Here is a 19,271-nt window from a genome sequence, read left to right as displayed (position 1 = left end):
ACAGCCCGGACAGGGCGCCATAAATCATGCCCGTCCCGGACGACACCCCACCCCGGCACCGGCCCCGCCCCACCCGCAGCCACCGACCCCGCACCGGCCGAAGCATCCGCACCCGCCCCACCCCCACCCCCGACCGGCCAGGTCAGAGGCCCAGGCGTGCCTCCGTCAGCCGGGCCACCGCCTCCTTCGGGCCGTCCAGTTCCACCGCCGCCGCGGCCTGCCGGCCGAAGCAGAACAGCGTCAGTTCCCCCGGCTCCCCCGTGACCGTCACCACCGGCGTGCCCTTGTGCGCCACCGAGGTCTGACCGTTCGGGCGGCGCAGCACCAGGCCGACGGGGGACTTGCGACCCGTGAGCCGGGCCAGCCGCTCCAGCCGCGACCACAGGACGTCGGAGAACACCGGGTCCAGCTCCCGCGGCGACCAGTCCGGCTGCGCGCGCCGGACGTCCTCCGCGTGGACGTAGAACTCCACCGCGTTCGCCGCCTCGTCGATCTGCTTCAGCGCGTACACCGACATCCGCGGCGGCCCGGTCCGGATCAGCCGGAGGAGCTCCTCGTACGGCTTGGCGGTGTACTCCTCCATCGCCTTGTCCAGCCGGGCCTTGAGCACGTTCAGCAGCAGACCTCCCGCCGCGTCCGGCCGCCGCTCCCGGACGACCACGTGCGCGGCCAGCTCCCGCGCCCGCCAGCCGTCGCACAGCGTCGGCGCCTCCGGTCCCGCGGCTTCCAACAGGTCGGCCAGCAGCAGTCGTTCACGCTTCGCATGGGTAGACATGGCGGCAAGCCTACGGCTGGAAGCAGTCCCTCGCCCGCTCATCAGCTGGACAGTGATCCGTAACCGTCGCCCCGACCCGGCACAATGGCCCACATGAGTACGTCCTCCCTCGATCCCGCCGTCGCCGCCCGCCTCAAGCGCTCCCCGGACGGTCTGGTACCGGCCATCGCCCAGCAGTACGACACCGGTGAGGTGCTCATGCTCGGCTGGATGGACGACGAGGCCCTGCACCGCACCCTGACCACGGGACGCTGCACGTACTGGTCCCGCAGCCGCGGCGAGTACTGGGTCAAGGGGGATACTTCCGGCCACTTCCAGCACGTGAAGTCCGTCGCCCTGGACTGCGACGCCGACACCGTGCTCGTGAAGGTCGACCAGGTCGGCGCCGCCTGCCACACCGGCGCCCGCACGTGCTTCGACGCCGACGTCCTGCTCTCCGACGCCGAATAGGTAGGGTCCCACGCCATGGATCTTGAGACGTTCCGCAAGCTCGCGGTGGACCGCCGCGTCATCCCCGTCAGCCGCAAGCTGCTCGCGGACGGGGACACCCCGGTCGGGCTCTACCGGAAGCTGGCGGCCGAACGCACCGGCACCTTCCTGCTGGAGTCCGCGGAGAACGGCCGGTCCTGGTCCCGGTACTCCTTCATCGGCGTGCGCAGCGACTCCACCCTCACCGTCCGCGACGGGCAGGCGCACTGGATCGGCACCCCGCCCGTGGGCGTCCCCACCGACGGCGACCCCCTCGACGCGCTGCGCGCCACCGTCGAGGCCCTGCACACCCCCCGCGACCTCGCGGCCGGCATGCCGCCCTTCACGGGCGGCATGGTGGGCTACCTGGGCTACGACATCGTGCGCCGCCTGGAGCGCATCGGGGAGCACGGCGGCGACGACCTGGAGCTGCCCGAGCTGACCATGCTGCTCACCTCCGACCTGGCGGTCCTCGACCACTGGGACGGCACCGTCCAGCTGATCGCCAACGCGATCAACCACAACGACCTCGACACGGGCGTGGACGAGGCGTACGCGGACGCGGTGGCCCGCCTGGACGCGATGGAGGCCGACCTGGCGCGGCCCGCGCCCTACCTGCCCACCCCGCTGCCGGTCTCCGAGCTGCCCGAGTTCTCCGCGCTGTGGGGCGGCGAGCAGTACCGGGCCGCGGTCGAGGACATCAAGGAGCGGATCCGGGCCGGCGAGGCCTTCCAGGTGGTGCCCTCGCAGCGCTTCGAGACGCCCTGCGAGGCCTCCGCGCTGGACGTGTACCGGGTGCTGCGGGCCACGAACCCGTCCCCGTACATGTACCTCTTCCGTTTCGAGAACGGCTTCGACGTGGTCGGCTCCAGCCCCGAGGCGCTGGTGAAGGTCGAGGACGGGCGGGCGATGGTCCACCCGATCGCCGGCACCCGGCACCGCGGCGCGACCCCGCAGGAGGACAACGACCTCGCGGAGGAGCTGCTGGCCGACCCGAAGGAGCGGGCCGAGCACCTGATGCTGGTCGACCTGGGCCGCAACGACCTGGGCCGGGTTTGCGAGCCGGGTTCCGTCGAGGTCGTCGACTTCATGAGCATCGAGCGGTATTCGCACGTCATGCACATCGTCTCGACGGTCACCGGGCGCGTCGCCGAGGGCCGCACCGCCTTCGACGTGCTCACCGCCTGCTTCCCGGCCGGCACCCTCTCCGGGGCGCCCAAGCCGCGCGCCATGCAGATCATCGAGGAGCTGGAGCCCACCCGCCGCGGCCTGTACGGCGGCTGCGTCGGCTACCTGGACTTCGCCGGTGACTCCGACACGGCCATCGCCATCCGCACCGCGCTGCTGCGCGACGGGACGGCGTACGTGCAGGCGGGTGCGGGCGTCGTCGCGGATTCGGTGCCCGAGCTGGAGGACAACGAGTGCCGCAACAAGGCGGCCGCCGTGCTCCGTGCGGTCGGAGCGGCGAACCGCCTCCACCGGGCCTGAGGCCGTAGGGGATAGTGGGGTACGTGAGTGCCGTACCCCACCCCCGCAACGAAGCCGAGGCCCCCGAGAGCAAGGCCGGCCGCCGCAGCGTGGCCGTCGCCCTGCTGCTCGGCGCGCTCGGCGCCACCGTCGTCCTGCTGGCCTCCGGCCGGGTCTGGGCCCGGGGCAGCGCCGCCGTCGGCGGCGACCGGCTCCCGCTGAGCGCGGACGGGCAGGCCGTCACCGGCCTACCGGCGGCGCTGGCCATCGTCGGCCTGGCCGCCCTGGTGGCGGTGTTCGCCGTACGGGGTCGCAGTCGGCTGTTGGTGTCCGGCCTGCTCGCGCTGAGCGGTCTGGGGGCGGCCCTGGCCGCCCTGGCCGCCGCCGACGACCGCCGCACCCTGGACGACCGGGCCGCCACCGCCACCGCGGACACCGCCGCCCGAGTGGCGGAACTGAGCCATACGGTCTGGCCGTACGTCGCGGCGGGCGGCGCGGTCCTGATCCTGCTGGCCGGGCTGCTCGCCCTGCGCTTCGGTCGGACCTGGCCCGCCATGGGGGGCCGCTACGAGCGTGACGGCAGCCCCCGGACGCGCAAACCCGCGGCGGTGGACCCGGACCGGCCGGAAGACTTGTGGAAGGCTCTGGACCGCGGCGAGGACCCGACCCGCTGAAGAATCATCCCGCCCTGTGCGGGACAATGTCACCGAGCGTGCGGCACAGCACGTGAGACAGAGCAACGAGGAGCAACTCATGGCGGGCACGAGCCACGGACACACCCCGGCCGCCTGGACCGGTGTCATCATCGCCTTCATCGGTTTCTGCGTCTCCGGCGCCTTCATGGTGCTGGCGAACCCGCTCGGGTTCTGGGCGGGCCTCGTCGTCGTCGTGCTCGGCGGTGTCGTGGGCATGGCGATGCGGGCGGCGGGCATGGGCGCGCCGAAGGCCACCCACCGCGACCTCGCCGAGGTCATCGCCGCCAACCGGGTTCCCGCCAAGGTCTGAGCGGCACCCGTGGTCCGGCGGGGACACGGTTCGAAAGGCGCGGCCCGTCGGGCTGCGCCTTTTGTCGTGACCGGCGAGAATCGGCGGGTGGACGCCCCTCGCACCCCCTCCGCCCCTCCGCCCCGCGCGCCCGCGCCCGTGTCCCCGCGGCTTCCCGGCGCCGGTCCGGCCCGGTCCCTCCCGGCGCCCCCGGGCGGCCCCGTACGGGCTTCCAGGGCCCGCCGGCTGGTCGCCCCCGTGCTCACCCTGGCGGGGGTCGCGGCGGCCTTCGCGTACGTGGGGGCGGTCGATCCGAACGAACCCGGCCACTACCCGGTCTGCCCGCTGTTCCGGCTGACCGGGGTGCTGTGCCCGGGCTGCGGCGGGCTCCGCAGTGCGCACGCCTTCGCGCACGGCGACCTGGTGACCGCCCTGGGGGCCAACGCCCTGGCGGTCGTCGGCTACCTCGTCTTCGCCGCGTTCGCGGCGCTGTGGCTCGTACGGGCCTTCCGCGGCCGGCCGGCTCCTCGGCTCGCCCTGGGTCGGGCCGCCTGGTGGGCGGTCGCCGTCCTGGCGGCAGGTTTCGCGATTGTCCGGAATTTCCCGTTCGGTTCCGCACTGGCTCCCTGAAGCCGCGAGGGGCCTGGAGGAAGGCCATATTCCGTGTCCAGCCATTGGGAAACGTCGAAGTCCGTGCGGAGGCGGCGGCGACCTGCGGATACCATTTGAGTGCTGACCTTGCAGTGGTACGTGTCCGCAAGGCGGCCGACCGTCATCAACCCGGAAGGGGGCCGCTCGCGTGAGTGTGCTCGACGAGATCATCGAAGGGGTCCGCGAAGACCTTGCCGAACGGCAGGCCCGCGTCAGCCTCGACGAGCTCAAGGAGCGTGCCGCCAAGGCGCCCCGGGCCAAGGACGGTGTCGCCGCCCTGCGCGGCGACAGCGTCAAGGTGATCTGCGAGGTCAAGCGGTCCAGCCCGTCCAAGGGCGCGCTGGCCGCGATCGCCGATCCGGCCGGGCTCGCCGCCGACTACGAGGCGGGCGGTGCGTCGGTCATCTCCGTGCTCACCGAGCAGCGTCGTTTCGGTGGCTCGCTGGCCGACCTGGAGGCCGTCCGCGCCCGCGTGGACATCCCGATCCTGCGCAAGGACTTCATCGTCACGGCCTACCAGCTGTGGGAGGCCCGCGCCTACGGCGCCGACCTCGCGCTGCTGATCGTGGCGGCCCTGGAGCAGGAGGCCCTCGTCTCCCTCATCGAGCGGGCCGAGTCCATCGGTCTCACCCCGCTCGTCGAGGTCCACGACGAGGAGGAGGTCGAACGCGCGGTGGCCGCGGGCGCCAAGATCATCGGCGTCAACGCGCGCAACCTGAAGGACCTCAAGGTCGACCGCTCCACCTTCGAGCGCGTCGCCCCGGAGATCCCCGCCCACATCGTGAAGATCGCCGAGTCCGGCATCCGCGGACCGCACGACCTGATCGCCTACGCCAACGAGGGCGCGGACGCCGTGCTCGTCGGCGAGTCCCTGGTCACCGGCCGCGACCCGAAGGCGGCCGTGGCCGACCTCGTCGCCGCCGGCGCCCACCCCGCCCTGCGCCACGGCCGGAGCTGACCCTTCCCATGCCGCCCTTCCGTTCCCCCGTCCGCACCCGGCCAGGCCACGGCCCGGCCGGTGTGCCGACGGCGCACGCGCCGCTGGCGCGCGGTTGCCGCCCCCGCGGCTGCCGCGCCCCGGCCCGGCGCGTGCACGGCCGGCGGGTGCGCTACGTGATCGGCTCCGAGCCCGGTCAGGTCAACGGCATGCGATGGCGCGGCGGAGCCGCGCGCTGACGACGGCCCTCCCCGGCCCGTTGCCCCTCCCGGGTACCGGCCGGCGGCCTCGTACGGTCCCACGCCCCGGCCCACGGCCGCCGGCGCGGACCGCTCCGTCCGTACGCCCGTGACCCCGGTGGGTCCCGGTGCGGCGGACCGGCGGCGCGATACGGAGCACTCCTGTCACCCGTAGGTACCGCTTCCGCACCACGTAGGAGTAGTGGCCATGCCCACCAGCTCGTTCTTCATCCCGGACCCCGAGGGTCACATCCCGAACGCCGAGGGGTACTTCGGCGACTTCGGCGGCAAGTTCATCCCGGAGGCGCTCGTCGCCGCCGTCGACGAGGTCGCCGTCGAGTACGAGAAGGCCAAGGGCGACCCCGCCTTCGCCGCCGAGCTCGACGAGCTCATGGTCAACTACACCGGCCGGCCCAGCTCCCTCACCGAGGTGCCCCGCTTCGCCGAGCACGCGGGCAACGCGCGGATCTTCCTCAAGCGCGAGGACCTGAACCACACCGGCTCACACAAGATCAACAACGTGCTGGGCCAGGCCCTGCTCACCAAGCGCATGGGCAAGACCCGGGTCATCGCCGAGACCGGCGCAGGCCAGCACGGCGTGGCCACCGCCACGGCCTGTGCCCTCTTCGGCCTCGACTGCACCATCTACATGGGCGAGATCGACACCCAGCGGCAGGCCCTCAACGTGGCCCGGATGCGGATGCTCGGCGCCGAGGTCATCGCCGTGAAGTCCGGCTCCCGGACCCTCAAGGACGCCATCAACGAGGCGTTCCGCGACTGGGTCGCCAACGTCGACGAGACCCACTACCTCTTCGGCACCGTCGCCGGCCCGCACCCCTTCCCGGCCATGGTCCGCGACTTCCACCGCGTCATCGGCGTGGAGGCCCGCCGGCAGATCCTGGAGCGCGCCGGCCGGCTGCCCGACGCCGTCGCCGCCTGCGTCGGCGGAGGCTCCAACGCCATCGGCCTCTTCCACGCCTTCATCCCGGACGCCGACGTCCGCCTCGTGGGCTTCGAGCCCGCCGGACACGGCGTCGAGACCGGCGAGCACGCCGCGACCCTGACCGCGGGCGAGCCCGGCATCCTGCACGGATCCCGCTCCTACGTCCTGCAGGACGAGGAGGGCCAGATCACCGAGCCCTACTCGATCTCCGCCGGTCTGGACTACCCGGGCATCGGTCCCGAGCACTCCTACCTCAAGGACAGCGGCCGCGGCGAGTACCGCGCCGTCACCGACGACGCCGCCATGCAGGCCCTGCGCCTGCTCTCCCGCACCGAGGGCATCATCCCGGCCATCGAGTCGGCGCACGCCCTCGCGGGCGCCCTCGACCTGGGCAAGGAGCTGGGCAAGGACGGCCTGATCGTGGTCAACCTGTCCGGCCGCGGCGACAAGGACATGGACACGGCGGCCCGCTACTTCGGGCTGTACGACGGCGAAGGCGCCGAGGGGGAGTCGAAGTGAGCAACGGCAACATCGAACTGCTGAGCAGCACCCTCGCGAAGGCCAAGTCCGAGGACAGGGCGGCCCTCGTCGCCTACCTGCCGGCCGGCTTCCCGACCGTCGACGGAGCCATCGAGGCCGTCAAGGCCGTCATCGAGGGCGGCGCCGACGTCGTGGAGATCGGGCTGCCGCACAGCGACCCGGTCCTGGACGGCGCGATCATCCAGACCGCCGACGACATCGCCCTGCGCGGCGGCGTGAAGATCGCCGACGTCATGCGGACGGTGCGCGAGGCGTTCGAGGCCACCGGGGTCCCGATCCTGGTCATGACCTACTGGAACCCCATCGACCGCTACGGCGTCGAGCGGTTCACCGCCGAGCTCGCGGCGGCCGGCGGCGCGGGCTGCATCCTGCCCGACCTGCCGGTCCAGGAGTCCGCGCTGTGGCGCGAGCACGCGCAGAAGCACGGTCTCGCGACCGTCTTCGTCGTGGCCCCCAGCAGCCAGGACGCCCGGCTCGCCACCATCACGGCCGCCGGTTCCGGCTTCGTCTACGCCGCCTCCCTGATGGGCGTCACCGGCACCCGCGAGTCCGTCGGCAACGAGGCCCAGGAACTGGTGCGCCGCACCCGCGCCACGACCGACCTCCCCGTCTGCGTCGGCCTGGGCGTCTCCAACGCCGTGCAGGCCAAGCAGGTCGCGGGCTTCGCCGACGGCGTCATCGTCGGCTCGGCGTTCGTGAAGCTGCTGCTGGACGCCCCGGACCTGCCGTCCGGCCTGACGGCCGTGCGCGCGCTGGCGGGCGAACTTGCGGAAGGCGTACGCAGGTCCTGACGCGGGGCGGCCCCCACGGGGGGTTATGTAGCCCGATCGGGTGGAAGTGGGAGCGGGGAGGCACGAGAGTGCCTCCCCGCTTCGTTTGGCCGAACGTGAGCGAGAAGAACGACGGTGCGAACCGCGATGCGACGAAACGATCGGCCCGGGAGCGACTCCAAGTGGAGCGCGAGCGGCAGAAGACCCGGGACAAGCGCCGGCGGACCCTGGTCGTGTCGGCGGCGGTGGTCGGCGTACTCGGCCTGGCGGCCGTCGTCGGCCTGATCGCGGCCAATGCCGGGTCCGGCGACAAGTCCGCGAAGGCCGGGCCGGTGGTCGCGCCGTCCGGGGCGACGGGGAAGGACGCGCTCGCCATCCAGACGGGCCAGAGCGGCGCCCCCTCCCAGCTGACCGTCTGGGAGGACTTCCGCTGCCCCGCCTGCAAGTCCTTCGAGACCAACTACAAGGACACCATCCACGAGCTGGAAGCCAAGGGGCTACTCAAGACCGAGTACCACATCGTCACCCTCATCGACGGGAACATGGGCGGCAGCGGCTCGCTGAAGTCGGCGAACGCCGCCGCCTGCGCGCAGGACGCCGGCAAGTTCGCCGCCTACCACGACGTGCTGTTCGAGAACCAGCCGGAGGAGGTCGACGACGCCTACGGCAAGAACGCCAAGCTGCTGGAGCTCGCCGGCAAGGTCGACGGGCTCGACACCCCCGCCTTCCGCGCCTGCGTCGAGGACGGCACGCACAACAGCTGGGTCGGCAAGTCGCAGGACGCCTTCAGGGCCGGGAACTTCCGGGGCACCCCCACGGTGCTGCTCGACGGGAAGGACATCTTCGCGGACCAGGCCGACCCGCTGACCCCGCAGAAGCTTAAGGCGAAGGTCGAGGCGGCGGCGAAGGCCCCGAGCGGGGCGTCCGGCGCCCCTAAGTCCGGCTCCGGTTCCGGCTCCGGCAAGAGCTCGCCGTCGGCAACGGCGTCCCCTTCGGGAACGGGGAGGACCTCCCCGGCGACCGGCTCGAAAGCGGTGCCCGAGGGGACCGCGCGGGACTGAGCACGGACCCGGGCGCGGTTTCGAGCGTGCCGGGCCGTGTGTGGGTTTGATGTCAGCTTGCCGGGTGGGTTGCGGTCGGTACCGCCCGGCAAGGTAGCGTCAGGTCTGCCATGACCCTTGCCTATATCCCCAGTCCGTCGACCGGCGTGATCCATCTCGGACCGATCCCGCTCCGCGGCTACGCGTTCTGCATCATCATCGGCGTTTTCATCGCCGTCTGGCTCGGCAACAAGCGCTGGATCGCGCGCGGCGGAAAGCCGGGCACGGTCGCGGACATCGCCGTGTGGGCGGTGCCGTTCGGCCTTGTCGGCGGTCGCCTCTACCACGTGATCACCGACTACCAGCTGTACTTCGGCGAAGGCCGCAACTGGGTCGACGCCTTCAAGATCTGGGAGGGCGGCCTCGGCATCTGGGGCGCGATCGCGCTCGGCGCGGTCGGCGCCTGGATCGGCTGCCGGCTGCGCGGCATCCCGCTGCCGGCCTGGGCCGACGCCCTGGCCCCCGGCATCGCCCTGGCCCAGGCCTGTGGCCGCTGGGGCAACTGGTTCAACCAGGAGCTGTACGGCCGGGCCACCGACCTGCCGTGGGCGGTGAAGATCACCGAGGGGCCCAACCGCGAGGCCGGCACCTACCACCCGACCTTCCTGTACGAGTCGCTGTGGTGCGTCGGCGTCGCCGTGCTGGTCATCTGGGCCGACCGCCGCTTCAAGCTCGGACACGGGCGGGCCTTCGCCCTGTACGTCGCCTCGTACTGCGCGGGCCGCGCCTGGATCGAGTACATGCGCGTCGACGAGGCCCACCACATCCTGGGCCTGCGGCTGAACGTGTGGACCGCGATCGTCGTCTTCATCCTGGCCGTGACCTACTTCGTGCTGTCGGCGAAGCTGCGTCCGGGCCGCGAGGAGGTCGTCGAACCGCAGGCTCCCGTCGCCGTCGGGGACGCTCCTGCCGAGGGCGGGACGAAGGACGCGGCGGCCGGCACCAAGGCGGTCAAGGACGCACCGCGCAAGCCGGCCGAGCCCGCGAAGCCGGCCGAGCCCGCCAAGCCCGCACAGCCGGGCGAGAAGCCGGGCGCCGAGGCGCCCAAGTCCGCGGGGGCCGTCAGGACGGACCTGACCAAGGCGGGCGAGGACAAGGCCGCGGAGGCCGGGAAGAGCTGAAGGACGCTCGGCAACTGACAGGGTCCGCTCCGGAAGGGGGCGCCGCGCGGGTCGCGGCGCCCCCTTCCGGCACGTCGAGCCGGGTCCGGGCCGACGGCACGCCCCGGCCGTCCTAGACCGACCGCCGCGACAGCGTCAGCGTCCGGTGGGCGGCCGCCACCACCGCCGGGTCCACGAAGCGGCCGTCGGGCAGGGCCAGGGCCCCCGACATCGCCCGCGCGGCCGACACGATCTCCTCGGCGGCCGTGACCTCCTCGGGCCCCGGCAGGAAGCACCGTTCGATGACCGGGAGCTGACGCGGATGGATCGCGGCCCGGCCCAGGAAGCCCAGCGAACGGCCGCGCACGCAGGAGACGGCCAGCGCCTCCAGGTCCCGGACGTCGGGGAACACCGACTGCGCCGGCGGCGCCAGGCCCGCCGCCCGGGCGGCGACCACCACCCGGGAACGGGGCCAGTCCAGCCCCGTCTCCGCGCTCACTCCCAGATCGGCCCGCAGGTCCGCCTCGCCGAGGGTCAGCCCGTGCAGGCACGGGTGGGCGCGGGCGATCTCGTACGCCCGCTCCACCCCGAGCGCCGACTCCAGCAGCGCGTACAGGGCGACCCCGCCGGTGCGGTCGGCGACCCGGGTGATCTGCTCCGGGGCGTCGACCTTCGGCAGCCGCAGCCCGGCGAGCCCGTGCAGCCGGGCCAGGGCCGTCAGGTCGGCGCCCGCCCAGGGCGAGCCCAGGGCGTTGACCCGGACGTGGACGGGGACCGGCGGTCGCTCGGTGAGGAGCTCGGCGGTGGCGGCCCGGGCGTACTCCTTGCGGGAGACCGACACGGAGTCCTCCAGGTCCACGATGACGGCGTCGGCCCCGCAACGCAGGGCCTTGGCCACCACCTCCGGACGGTCTCCGGGTGCGTAGAGCCAGGTCAGGATCACAGTGCCCCCTCGGTGCGCAGCGCGGCGATCTCGTCCCGGGTCAGGCCGAGCTCGATGAGGACCTCGTCGGTGTCCGCGCCGTGCGGGCGGCCCGCCCAGCGGATCCCGCCGGGCGTCCCGGACAGTCGGAAGAGGACGTTCTGCATGCGGATCGGGCCGAGTTCCGGATCCTCGACGCCGGTGACCGTGTCGAGGGCCGCGAACTGCGGATCGGCCATCACGTCCCGTACGTCGTACACCTGGGCGACGGCCGCCTCGGCGGTCTCGAAGGCGGCCACGGCCTCGTCGGCCTTGCGCAGGGCGATCCATCCGCCGACGGCCGCGTCCAGGACGTCGGCGTGCTCGGCCCGGCCCGCGCCCGTCGCGAACCAGGGCTCGTCGGCCAGCTCGGGCCGCCCGACCAGCCGGACGACCCGCTCGGCGACGGACCGGGCCGAGGCGGACACCGCCAGCCAGCGGCCGTCCGCACTGCGGTAGGTGTTGCGGGGGGCGTTGTTCACGGACCGGTTCCCGGTGCGCCGCTGGACGTAGCCCAGCTGGTCGTACCAGAGGGGGTGCGGGCCCAGCACGGTCAGGATCGGTTCGATGATGGCGAGGTCGACGACCTGCCCCCGCCCGGTGCGGTCCCGGCCGGCCAGCGCCGTCATCACCGCGTACGCGGCGGTCAGCGCGGCGATCGAATCCGCGAGCCCGAAGGGCGGCAGCGTCGGCGGACCGCCCGGTTCCCCGGTGATCGCGGCGAAGCCGCTCATGGCCTCGGCGAGGGTCCCGAAGCCGGGCCGGTGGGCGTACGGGCCGTGCTGGCCGAAGGCCGTGACCCGGGCCAGGACCAGCCGCGGGTTGGCCGCCGACAGTTCGGTCCAGCCCAGCCCCCACCTCTCCAGGGTGCCGGGACGGAAGTTCTCGATGACCACGTCGGCGGAGGCGGCGAGCCGCAGCAGGGTGTCCCGGCCGCCCGGCGTCGACAGGTCGAGGGTCATCGTCCGCTTGTTCCGGCCCAGCAGCTTCCACCACAGGCCGATGCCGTCCTTGGACGGGCCGTGTTCGCGGGACGGATCGGGGCGACCGGGGTGCTCCACCTTGATCACCTCGGCGCCGAAGTCGCCGAGCAGGGTGGCGGCCAGCGGCCCCGCGAACAGGGTGGCCAGGTCGAGGACGCGCAGCCCGGCGAGCGGGCCGGGACCGGGGTCGGGCCGGGAGTCCGTGACCGGGCCGGGGCCCGGGCGGGGGTCCGTGACGGGCGCGGTCATCGGGGGAGGCCCTGGCCGGCGGCGAACGCCATGACGTCGGCCCGGTCGGGCATGGAGTCCTGGGCGCCGGGCCGCTGCACCGACAGCGCTGCGGCGCACCCCGCCCACGCGAGGGCCTGCGGCATCGGGCGGCCCTCGCCGAGGGCCACGCAGAGGGCGCCCACGAAGGTGTCCCCGGCGGCGGTGGTGTCCACGGCCCGCACCCGTGGCGCGGGCACCGACAGCGGCTCCCGCCCCCGCGCGGCGTGCAGCACTCCCGCCGCGCCCAGGGTGATCACCACCTCCGGGACGTCCTGGAGCAGCGCCTCGGCGGCCCGGTGCGGATCGGTGAGTCCGGTGAGCGCCGCCGCCTCGTGCTCGTTCGGGACGAGCAGGTCGGTGGCGGCCAGCAGTCCGGCGGGCAGCGGCTGGGCGGGGGCGGGCGTGAGGATCGTACGGACCCCGTGGGCGCGCGCGGCCAGGGCGCCCGCGAGGACGACCTCCAGGGGCAGTTCGAGTTGCAGGAGGAGCGAGTCGGCGGCGGCGATGCGGGCGTCGTCACCCGCCTCCAGTGCGGTGACGAGGGCGTTGGCCGCCGGGATGACGATGATGCTGTTCGCGCCCTCGTCGTCGACCGTGATGTGGGCGGTGCCGCTGGCGCCCTCGACGGTGCGCAGGGCGGTCGTGTCGACCCCGTGGGCGTGGAGCGCGGCGCGCAGCCGCACCCCGAACTCGTCGGCCCCGACCGCGCCGATCATCACCACCTCCGCGCCGAGGCGGGCGGCGGCGACCGCCTGGTTGGCGCCCTTCCCGCCGGGGACGGTGCGGAACTCGCGGCCGGTGACCGTTTCCCCCAGACGGGGGGCCTTGGGCACGTAGGCGACGAGGTCCATGTTCGTACTGCCGAGCACGGCGATGGCCGTCATGAGCGGGCTGCCTCCTGGGCGGTGAGGTGGGCGAGGGCGTCGAACCCGATGCCGTCGAAGCCGGCGACGCCGGTGGAGAGGCGGTTCTTCAACGGCGCCGTCCACCGCTCCGGGATCCGGCCGGGCGATCCGGCCAGCAGCCCGGCGAGGGAACCGGCGGTGGCCCCGTTGGAGTCGGTGTCCCAGCCACCGGACACCGCCCGGCAGACGGAGTGCGTGAAGTCGCCGTCCGCGTGGGTGAGCGCGGCCGCGAGCAGCGCGGTGTTCGGGAGGGCGTGTACCCAGTGGTAGTGGCCGTAACAGTCGTGCAGCCGGTCCACGACCCGGTCGAAGTCCGCCTCGTCGGAGGCGGTACGGATACCGAGGCGGACGGCCTCCGCCAGCCGCGACCGGGGCGGTACGACGGCCAGCCCGGCCCGCAGCGCGCCGTGCACGTCGGCCCGGCCGCCGGCGGCCTCGGCGAGGGCGGCGGCGACGAAGAGGGCGGCGTACACCCCGTTCGCGGTGTGGGTGAGCACGGCGTCACGGTGGGCCTGGGCCGCGGCGGCGACCGGGTCGCCGGGGTTCGTCCAGCCGTGGACGTCGGCCCGGATGAGGGCGCCGATCCACTCGCGGAACGGGTTGTGCCGGCGGGCCGTCAACGGGGGTTCGAGGCCCTGGAGGAGGTTGCGGTAGGCGATCCGCTCGGCGGTGAACGTCCGGCCCGCGGGCAGTTCGTCCAGCCAGAGCCGGCCGAGGTCGGCGGTGGTGAAGTCCTTGCCGTGCCGTTGGAGGAGCAGCAGACCGAGGAGGGGGTGGTTGAGGTCGTCGTCCTCGGGGGCGCCGTCGATGTTCTCGGCGAGGGAGGTGCCGGCGGAGCGCCGGTTCCACGGGTGCGCGGCGAGGAGCTCCGCCGGGACGCCCCGGGCGGTGAACCAGTCGGACAGCGGCCAGTTCCCGGTGGCCCGGGCCAGGGCCCGGATCCCGTCGAGGGGGAGCTTCTCGACGGGCTTCCCGAGGACGCACCCCGCGGCACGCCCGACCCAGGCGGCCTCCAGCCGCTCCCGCAGCCCGGCCGCCACCCCCCGCGGCGGGGCCGGGGGTACGGGCCAGGTGGCCCGGATCCCGGCCCAGGTGCTCGGTTCGTCGGCGGCCGAAGGGGCCGGGAGGGCGTCGAGTTCGTCCAGGAGGCGGGTCGCGAGGGCGCGCAGCCGGGGTGGGGCCGGTTCGGCGGAGGCGCCGGCGCGGAGGGGGGCCGGGCGGCCGCCGGCCGCGAGCCACTCACGCCGTACGGGCCCCGCGTCCCGGCCGTCCTCGTCCGCCTGCCGCAGCTCGTGGCCGAGCAGGTCCTCGGGCTGCGCCCAGGTGAGGCGGACGAGGGCGCCGGGGGGATCGGCGGCCGTCACCGGGGGGACGCCATCGCCGCGAAGGCGCTCTCGTGGGCCCGGCGCCGGTCCCGGTCCCGGGCGAACACCTCCCGGGCCACGGCGGCCAGTTCGGCGGCCGGTTCGTGCAGGTCGAGGCGGCTGGCCCCGGCGACCTGCTTGGCCCAGCCGGCCGGTACGGCGGCCTCCCCGCCGAGCGCGCCGGCGACGGCCCCGGCCATCGTCGCGATGGAGTCGCAGTCCCGGCCGTAGTTGACGGCGCCGAGCACCGAGGTCTCGTAGGAGCCGTTGCCGACGAGCAGCATGCCGAGGGCGATCGGCAGCTCCTCGATGGAATGCAGGCGCGACGGGCGGCGGGCACCGAGGGAGGGGTTGCGGTAGTCCGGGCCGACCGAGTCGTACGGGGCCACCGCCGCGCGCAGCGGGGCCAGCGCCGATTCGAAGTCCCGGTACCGGGAGGCGACTTCGCACACGGCCTCGATCGCCGACCGGGTGCCGTCCTTGGCCAGCGCCAGGGCCGCCGCGACGACGGAGTCCGCCGTCGCGCCCGGTGCGCAGGCCGCCGCGACGGCCGCCGCGAAGACGCCGGCGGCCTCGCGCCCGTAGGAGGACTGGTGGGCGCCGGTCACGTCCAGCGCCTCCGCGTACGCGGCGCCCGGATTGCCCGCGTTGACCAGGCCGACCGGTGCCATGTACATCGCCGCACCGCAGTTGACGATGTTGCCGACGCCGGCCTCGCGGGGGTCCGCGTGCGCGTAGTGCAACCGGGTCACGATCCACTTCTCGGCGAGGAACACCCGCTGGAGGGGCAGGGCCTCGGCTTCGAGCTCGGGGATCCAGCGCGGGGTGGACATCAGGTCGGGGACGAGGTGCTCGGCGACGGAGTAGGCGTCGAGGTGGTCGCGCACCTTCGCGTAGACCCGTACCAGCGCGTGGGTCATCAGGGTGTCGTCCGTGACGTGCCCGTCGCCCTTGTGGTACGGCGCGATGGGGCGGGCGGTGCGCCAGTCCTCGTACCAGGGGCCGACGATGCCGTGCACGCGGCCGCCGTGCCGTTCGACGATCCGCTCCGGGGACCAGCCCTCCACGGGGCCGCCGAGCGCGTCTCCCACGGCGGCCCCGACCAGGCTGCCGGTCACCCGGTCGTCGAGGGTGAGGGGGGTGTGCGTCATGTCCGAATCATCCCTTGGGTGAGGTGAGTTCCGTACGGGTGAGGAGCGCGGCGAGTTCGACGAGGTCGGTCCCGGCCAGCCGGGGCAGGGCGCAGCCGGACAGCACGCGGCAGGCCTCGCGCCAGGTGGCGGGCAGCGAGTCGCCGCCGCCGAGGGCTCCGGTGAGGGCTCCGGCGAGGGCGGGCGCGGAGTCCGCGACGCGCGAGAGGCAGGCGGCGGCGGGGACGGCCTCGGAGACCCTGCCGCGGGCGGCGGTCGCCAGGGCGAGGGCGACGGGGACGGTCTCGGCGGCGGCGATGCCGTAGCTGTAGACGTGGTCGACGATCTGGTGCTCCAGGAGCGGGACGAGGGCGAAGGCGCCGCCGTCCGCGTCGGCGCGGGCGAGGGCGACGGCGTGCCGGGCGTTGCGGCCGATCTCGGTGGACTCCGGCAGCTGTGCGAGGGCGGCCTCGACGGCGGCGTCGGTGTCCGAGCCGCCGAGTGCGGTGGCGAGGGCGGCGGCCATGGCGCGGGCGCCGTGGACGCCGTCGCCGTCCTGGGTGTAGCGGGCGTCGAACTCGGCGAGGTCGGCGGCGGCGCGCGGGTCACCGGGGTGGACGACCGCGAGGACGCAGGCCCGGACGCAGGCGGCGTCGTCGAAGTAGTGCGGGTTGTCGTGCCCGGTGGCGGGCGGGCGCAGGCCGGCGGCGAGGTTGCCGAGGCCGGCGCGTACGGAGATCCGGGCGCGCAGCGGCAGCACGGCGGACTCGACCTCGGGCGCGCGTTCCGCCGCGGCGGCGACCTCGGAGGCCAGGGCGTTCCAGGCCAGGTCGATGGCGGCGCGCATGCGGCGGGACCGGGAGAGGTCGCTGAGCAGCACCCCCGCGGCGGTGAGCACGGACTCGGCGGCGAACGCCGCCCACTCGGCGTCGTCGGAGGGGCCCAGGCGCAGGGGCTCGGGGGGCTGGTTCAGGGCGATGGGGACGGGGAGGGTGGTGGTGGCGTTCTGCTCCGCGAAGGTGTCGAGCTCGCGGGTGAGGCGGCGGGTCCACTCGGGCATCCGGCTGGCCCGGTGCCGGGCGGCGGGCCAGCCGGCGGCGTCGCCCGCGGCGAGCCCGAGCAGCAGCCCCTCGATCCGCCGGGCCGGCTGCGGCGGGGCTCCGGGGGGTCGGGCGCCGGGATCGAGCTCCCGGTCGGGGGCTTCGGCGGGGGTCGCCCGCTCGGCGACCACGAGCCGCCCGCCGCCGGGTCGGGCCCGCCCGTTCCCTCGCTCCGCGAACGCCGGGGGGCCGCCGACCGGGACCGGCCGGGCCCGCGCCGCCGCGGCGGCGGCGAGGAACTCGCCGGCGGCCCCTCCGTTCGCACCCGGTGCGGCGGCGACGAGGGTGAAGACCGGAGCACGAGCGCCGCCCTCCGCACCGCCGGCCGCCCCGGGCGCGGCTTCGGCCGCCGTGCCCGGGGCGCCAGGTGCGGGCCGAGCGGCGTCCGTGCCGCCCGGGCCATCCGGTTCGCCCGCCGTGCGGGGGGTGCCCGCCGCGGCGGGGTTGCGGACGGCGGCGGGCGTGTCCGGGGTGCCGCGTACGGGCTGATCGTCCGTGCCGCCCGGGCCATCCGGTTCGCCCGCCGTGCGGGGGGTGGTCGGCGTGTTCGGGGTGTACGGGGGCGGGGTCATCGGGGGGTCTCGTATTCGGGGGTGAGGAGGTCCGCGATGTCCAGGACGTGGTAGCCCCGCATCGAGGGGAGGCAGCTGCCGCGCACCGGGCCGATGACCGCCGCCCAGTCGGCGGGGATCGCCGCGACGCCGGTCATGGCGCCGGACAGGGCGCCCGCCACCGCGGCCGTGGTGTCGGCGTCCCGGCCCATGTTGACGGCGGTCAGGACCGAGTCCGTGAACTCGCCCCGGCACGCGGCGAACGCGCCGAACGCCAGGCCCACGGCCTCCGGTGCCAGGTCCGTCCACGGGTACCCGCCGATCACGACCGCCGAGCGGACCGCGCGTTCGCCGCGCGGGGCGGCGGTGACGGCGCGGCGCAGGGAGCGTGCGGTCCAGGAGTCGGACGGGATCACGGACAGGGCCGCCGAGACGACGGAGGCGGGGGAGCCGCCCGCCATCGCGGCGGCGACGCCCGCCGCGACGGCCTGGCCGCCGTAGATGCCCTCGCCGTCGTGGCTGACCGTGCCGTCGATCGCGACGAGCCGGGCCGCTTCGGCGGGTCGGCCCGCCGCGAACACCCCGAAGGGGGCGGCCCGCATGGCCAGTCCGTCCGACCAGGCGTGGCGGTGCTGCGCCGAGATGGGCGCGGCCAGGCCCCGGCGGAGGTTCTCCAAAGTGCCCCGTTCGGAGAAGCCCGCGCCGCGGAACGGCCCCTCGTCGAGGTCGGCGATCCAGTGGTGCCAGGCCCGTTCGACGTGCGCGACGGTCAGGGCGGAGCCGTGCCGGGCGAGCAGCAGGCCCGAGAAGATGGCGTACTCGGTGTCGTCGGTGCCCGCCGGATCGGGCGAGACGAAGCCTTCGATCCTGCCCCACTTGGCCCGGATCTGCGACGGCTTCATGTTCTCGGCGGGGGCGCCCAGCGCGTCACCCACGGCGAGGCCAAGAAGAGCGCCCCTGGCCCGTTCGAGGAGGACCTGCGGATTGCATGCAATCAGCTCCATGGCGCGCCTCTCCACTTGATGGGACTCATGATGAGCCCTTGGGGGATTTGTGCCACGGCATGTGGTTTGTCGGTCGCCGCGAAACACCCCCCGAACGTCCCCGTCACCCGGTCGCCGAGGGACGAAACCCCAGGTAAGTACGGCCTTCCTTGCTGGCGGGCGGCAGAAATCGTGCGTAGTTTCGAGGTGTTCAGGGGGAGTGGCCCCGCGTGGGCCGGGCTCGCGTGGCTTTCGCGTACCCGCTCGCACAAATGGGGAGGAACCACGCATGTCCATCATCGACATCGAAGCACCGCTGCACACCGCACACCGCGACAACCACACCCACCGGGACGTCAACGGCGGATGGTTGCGACCGGCCGTGTTCGGCGCGATGGACGGACTGGTCTCCAACCTCGCCCTGATGACCGGTGTGGCCGGCGGTGCGGTCGCCCCGCAGACCGTCGTGATCACCGGGCTGGCGGGTCTCGCGGCCGGCGCCTTCTCGATGGCCGCCGGTGAGTACACCTCGGTCGCCTCGCAGCGCGAGCTGGTCCTGGCGGAGCTCGACGTCGAGCGCCAGCAGCTGCGCAAGCACCCCGTCGACGAGATGGAGGAGCTGGCCGAGCTCTACGTCTCGCGCGGGGTCGAGCCCTCGCTGGCCCGCGAGGTCGCCATGCAACTGTCCCGGGACCCGGAGCAGGCGCTGGAGATCCACGCCCGCGAGGAGCTCGGCATAGACCCCGACGACCTGCCCTCGCCGGCCGTCGCCGCGATCTCCTCGTTCGGTTCGTTCGCGCTCGGCGCCCTGCTCCCCGTGCTGCCCTACCTGCTCGGGGCGACCAGTCTGTGGCCCGCGGTGCTGCTGGCGCTGGCCGGGCTGTTCGCCTGCGGCGCGGTCGTCTCCCGGGTCACGGCCCGGTCCTGGTGGTACAGCGGCATCCGTCAGCTCGTCCTGGGTGGCGCGGCCGCGGGTGTGACGTACATCCTGGGCACGTGGATCGGCAGCGCCGTAGGCTAACCGTCGCGGGAGTGAGACACTATGCAGTA

20 protein-coding genes are annotated in these 19,271 nt (G+C 74.3%); 12 read left to right on the top strand and 8 right to left on the bottom strand.

Translation table 11 applies throughout. The features are described 5' to 3' along the window. Nucleotides 1-142: 142 nt before the first annotated feature. Complete coding sequence (locus ACFVS6_RS36030; protein WP_389710759.1) at nt 143-775, bottom strand: TIGR03085 family metal-binding protein; 633 nt, start codon at nt 773-775, stop codon at nt 143-145. Between the two features lie 84 nt (nt 776-859). On the opposite strand from ACFVS6_RS36030, the gene hisI reads away from it, so the two are divergent. The 11 genes from hisI to lgt all read left to right on the top strand — a co-directional run bounded on the left by hisI (nt 860) and on the right by lgt (nt 9,995). Continuing rightward, complete coding sequence (gene hisI / locus ACFVS6_RS36025) at nt 860-1,225, top strand: phosphoribosyl-AMP cyclohydrolase (protein ID WP_389710758.1); 366 nt, start codon at nt 860-862, stop codon at nt 1,223-1,225. A gap of 15 nt (nt 1,226-1,240) precedes the next feature. Then, complete coding sequence (locus ACFVS6_RS36020) at nt 1,241-2,731, top strand: anthranilate synthase component I (RefSeq protein ID WP_389710757.1); 1,491 nt, start codon at nt 1,241-1,243, stop codon at nt 2,729-2,731. Between the two features lie 14 nt (nt 2,732-2,745). Next, on the top strand, nt 2,746-3,384 hold the full coding sequence (locus ACFVS6_RS36015; protein WP_389710756.1) for a TIGR02234 family membrane protein: 639 nt from the start codon (nt 2,746-2,748) through the stop codon (nt 3,382-3,384). Nucleotides 3,385-3,463: 79 nt separating this feature from the next. Then, on the top strand, nt 3,464-3,715 hold the full coding sequence (locus ACFVS6_RS36010; protein WP_281205964.1) for an HGxxPAAW family protein: 252 nt from the start codon (nt 3,464-3,466) through the stop codon (nt 3,713-3,715). Nucleotides 3,716-3,802: 87 nt separating this feature from the next. After that, nucleotides 3,803-4,324, top strand: coding sequence for a DUF2752 domain-containing protein (locus tag ACFVS6_RS36005; protein ID WP_389710755.1), 522 nt, complete (start codon nt 3,803-3,805; stop codon nt 4,322-4,324). Nucleotides 4,325-4,493: 169 nt separating this feature from the next. Then, nucleotides 4,494-5,303, top strand: a complete 810-nt coding sequence (trpC, locus tag ACFVS6_RS36000; RefSeq protein WP_388899855.1) for an indole-3-glycerol phosphate synthase TrpC — start codon at nt 4,494-4,496, stop codon at nt 5,301-5,303. Between the two features lie 8 nt (nt 5,304-5,311). After that, entirely contained in the window at nt 5,312-5,521 is a 210-nt protein-coding gene (gene trpM, locus ACFVS6_RS35995) for a tryptophan biosynthesis modulator TrpM (protein WP_281205961.1), read from the top strand. Nucleotides 5,522-5,729: 208 nt separating this feature from the next. After that, nucleotides 5,730-6,983: a tryptophan synthase subunit beta gene (gene trpB, locus ACFVS6_RS35990; RefSeq protein ID WP_281205960.1), complete on the top strand. Its 1,254-nt coding sequence runs from the start codon at nt 5,730-5,732 to the stop codon at nt 6,981-6,983. Next, the gene (gene trpA / locus ACFVS6_RS35985) at nt 6,980-7,795 is read left to right on the top strand and encodes a tryptophan synthase subunit alpha (RefSeq protein WP_389710754.1); all 816 of its coding nucleotides are present in this window, start codon (nt 6,980-6,982) and stop codon (nt 7,793-7,795) included. Before trpB ends, trpA begins: the two co-directional genes overlap by 4 nt. Nucleotides 7,796-7,890: 95 nt before the next feature. After that, nucleotides 7,891-8,835 carry a DsbA family protein gene (locus tag ACFVS6_RS35980; protein WP_389710752.1) on the top strand — a complete coding sequence of 315 codons (945 nt, stop codon included), beginning with the start codon at nt 7,891-7,893 and terminating at the stop codon, nt 8,833-8,835. A 110-nt stretch (nt 8,836-8,945) separates the two neighbouring features. Continuing rightward, entirely contained in the window at nt 8,946-9,995 is a 1,050-nt protein-coding gene (lgt, locus tag ACFVS6_RS35975) for a prolipoprotein diacylglyceryl transferase (RefSeq protein ID WP_389710750.1), read from the top strand. A gap of 112 nt (nt 9,996-10,107) precedes the next feature. Here lgt and ACFVS6_RS35970 read toward each other — a convergent pair whose 3' ends face one another. The 7 genes from ACFVS6_RS35970 to ACFVS6_RS35940 all read right to left on the bottom strand — a co-directional run bounded on the left by ACFVS6_RS35970 (nt 10,108) and on the right by ACFVS6_RS35940 (nt 18,242). Then, entirely contained in the window at nt 10,108-10,917 is an 810-nt protein-coding gene (locus ACFVS6_RS35970) for an HpcH/HpaI aldolase/citrate lyase family protein (protein ID WP_389710748.1), read from the bottom strand. Beyond that, nucleotides 10,914-12,167, bottom strand: coding sequence for a CaiB/BaiF CoA transferase family protein (locus ACFVS6_RS35965; protein ID WP_389710746.1), 1,254 nt, complete (start codon nt 12,165-12,167; stop codon nt 10,914-10,916). Before ACFVS6_RS35965 ends, ACFVS6_RS35970 begins: the two co-directional genes overlap by 4 nt. Beyond that, the gene (gene rbsK, locus ACFVS6_RS35960; RefSeq protein WP_389710744.1) at nt 12,164-13,072 is read right to left on the bottom strand and encodes a ribokinase; all 909 of its coding nucleotides are present in this window, start codon (nt 13,070-13,072) and stop codon (nt 12,164-12,166) included. The genes ACFVS6_RS35965 and rbsK overlap by 4 nt, the downstream gene beginning before the upstream one ends. Further along, the gene (locus ACFVS6_RS35955; RefSeq protein ID WP_389710742.1) at nt 13,069-14,457 is read right to left on the bottom strand and encodes an ADP-ribosylglycohydrolase family protein; all 1,389 of its coding nucleotides are present in this window, start codon (nt 14,455-14,457) and stop codon (nt 13,069-13,071) included. Before ACFVS6_RS35955 ends, rbsK begins: the two co-directional genes overlap by 4 nt. After that, nucleotides 14,454-15,608, bottom strand: coding sequence for an ADP-ribosylglycohydrolase family protein (locus ACFVS6_RS35950; RefSeq protein WP_389710740.1), 1,155 nt, complete (start codon nt 15,606-15,608; stop codon nt 14,454-14,456). The genes ACFVS6_RS35955 and ACFVS6_RS35950 overlap by 4 nt, the downstream gene beginning before the upstream one ends. A 7-nt stretch (nt 15,609-15,615) precedes the next feature. Further along, a complete protein-coding gene (locus tag ACFVS6_RS35945; protein WP_389710762.1) occupies nt 15,616-16,818 on the bottom strand; it encodes an ADP-ribosylglycohydrolase family protein in 1,203 nt (400 codons plus the stop codon). A gap of 437 nt (nt 16,819-17,255) precedes the next feature. Beyond that, nucleotides 17,256-18,242, bottom strand: a complete 987-nt coding sequence (locus ACFVS6_RS35940; RefSeq protein WP_389710738.1) for an ADP-ribosylglycohydrolase family protein — start codon at nt 18,240-18,242, stop codon at nt 17,256-17,258. Between the two features lie 268 nt (nt 18,243-18,510). On the opposite strand from ACFVS6_RS35940, the gene ACFVS6_RS35935 reads away from it, so the two are divergent. After that, nucleotides 18,511-19,242 (top strand): VIT1/CCC1 transporter family protein, encoded by a 732-nt coding sequence (locus ACFVS6_RS35935; RefSeq protein WP_389710736.1) that lies wholly within the window; start codon nt 18,511-18,513, stop codon nt 19,240-19,242. Nucleotides 19,243-19,271 lie beyond the last annotated feature (29 nt).

The organism is Streptomyces sp. NPDC057939, from assembly GCF_042887545.1.
In the GTDB taxonomy this organism is placed as follows: Bacteria; Actinomycetota; Actinomycetes; order Streptomycetales; family Streptomycetaceae; genus Streptomyces.
This window is presented reverse-complemented; position numbering and strand designations above follow the sequence as displayed.

What these genes read in the sequence shown, in the direction of transcription:
- ACFVS6_RS36030 (WP_389710759.1), bottom strand. Translation starts at nt 775, where the DNA reads ATGTCTACCCATGCGAAGCGTGAACGACTGCTGCTGGCCGACCTGTTG.
- hisI (WP_389710758.1), top strand. Translation starts at nt 860, where the DNA reads ATGGCCCACATGAGTACGTCCTCCCTCGATCCCGCCGTCGCCGCCCGC.
- ACFVS6_RS36020 (WP_389710757.1), top strand. Translation starts at nt 1,241, where the DNA reads ATGGATCTTGAGACGTTCCGCAAGCTCGCGGTGGACCGCCGCGTCATC.
- ACFVS6_RS36010 (WP_281205964.1), top strand. Translation starts at nt 3,464, where the DNA reads ATGGCGGGCACGAGCCACGGACACACCCCGGCCGCCTGGACCGGTGTC.
- trpM (WP_281205961.1), top strand. Translation starts at nt 5,312, where the DNA reads ATGCCGCCCTTCCGTTCCCCCGTCCGCACCCGGCCAGGCCACGGCCCG.
- trpB (WP_281205960.1), top strand. Translation starts at nt 5,730, where the DNA reads ATGCCCACCAGCTCGTTCTTCATCCCGGACCCCGAGGGTCACATCCCG.
- lgt (WP_389710750.1), top strand. Translation starts at nt 8,946, where the DNA reads ATGACCCTTGCCTATATCCCCAGTCCGTCGACCGGCGTGATCCATCTC.
- ACFVS6_RS35965 (WP_389710746.1), bottom strand. Translation starts at nt 12,167, where the DNA reads ATGACCGCGCCCGTCACGGACCCCCGCCCGGGCCCCGGCCCGGTCACG.
- rbsK (WP_389710744.1), bottom strand. Translation starts at nt 13,072, where the DNA reads ATGACGGCCATCGCCGTGCTCGGCAGTACGAACATGGACCTCGTCGCC.
- ACFVS6_RS35950 (WP_389710740.1), bottom strand. Translation starts at nt 15,608, where the DNA reads ATGACGCACACCCCCCTCACCCTCGACGACCGGGTGACCGGCAGCCTG.
- ACFVS6_RS35940 (WP_389710738.1), bottom strand. Translation starts at nt 18,242, where the DNA reads ATGGAGCTGATTGCATGCAATCCGCAGGTCCTCCTCGAACGGGCCAGG.
- ACFVS6_RS35935 (WP_389710736.1), top strand. Translation starts at nt 18,511, where the DNA reads ATGTCCATCATCGACATCGAAGCACCGCTGCACACCGCACACCGCGAC.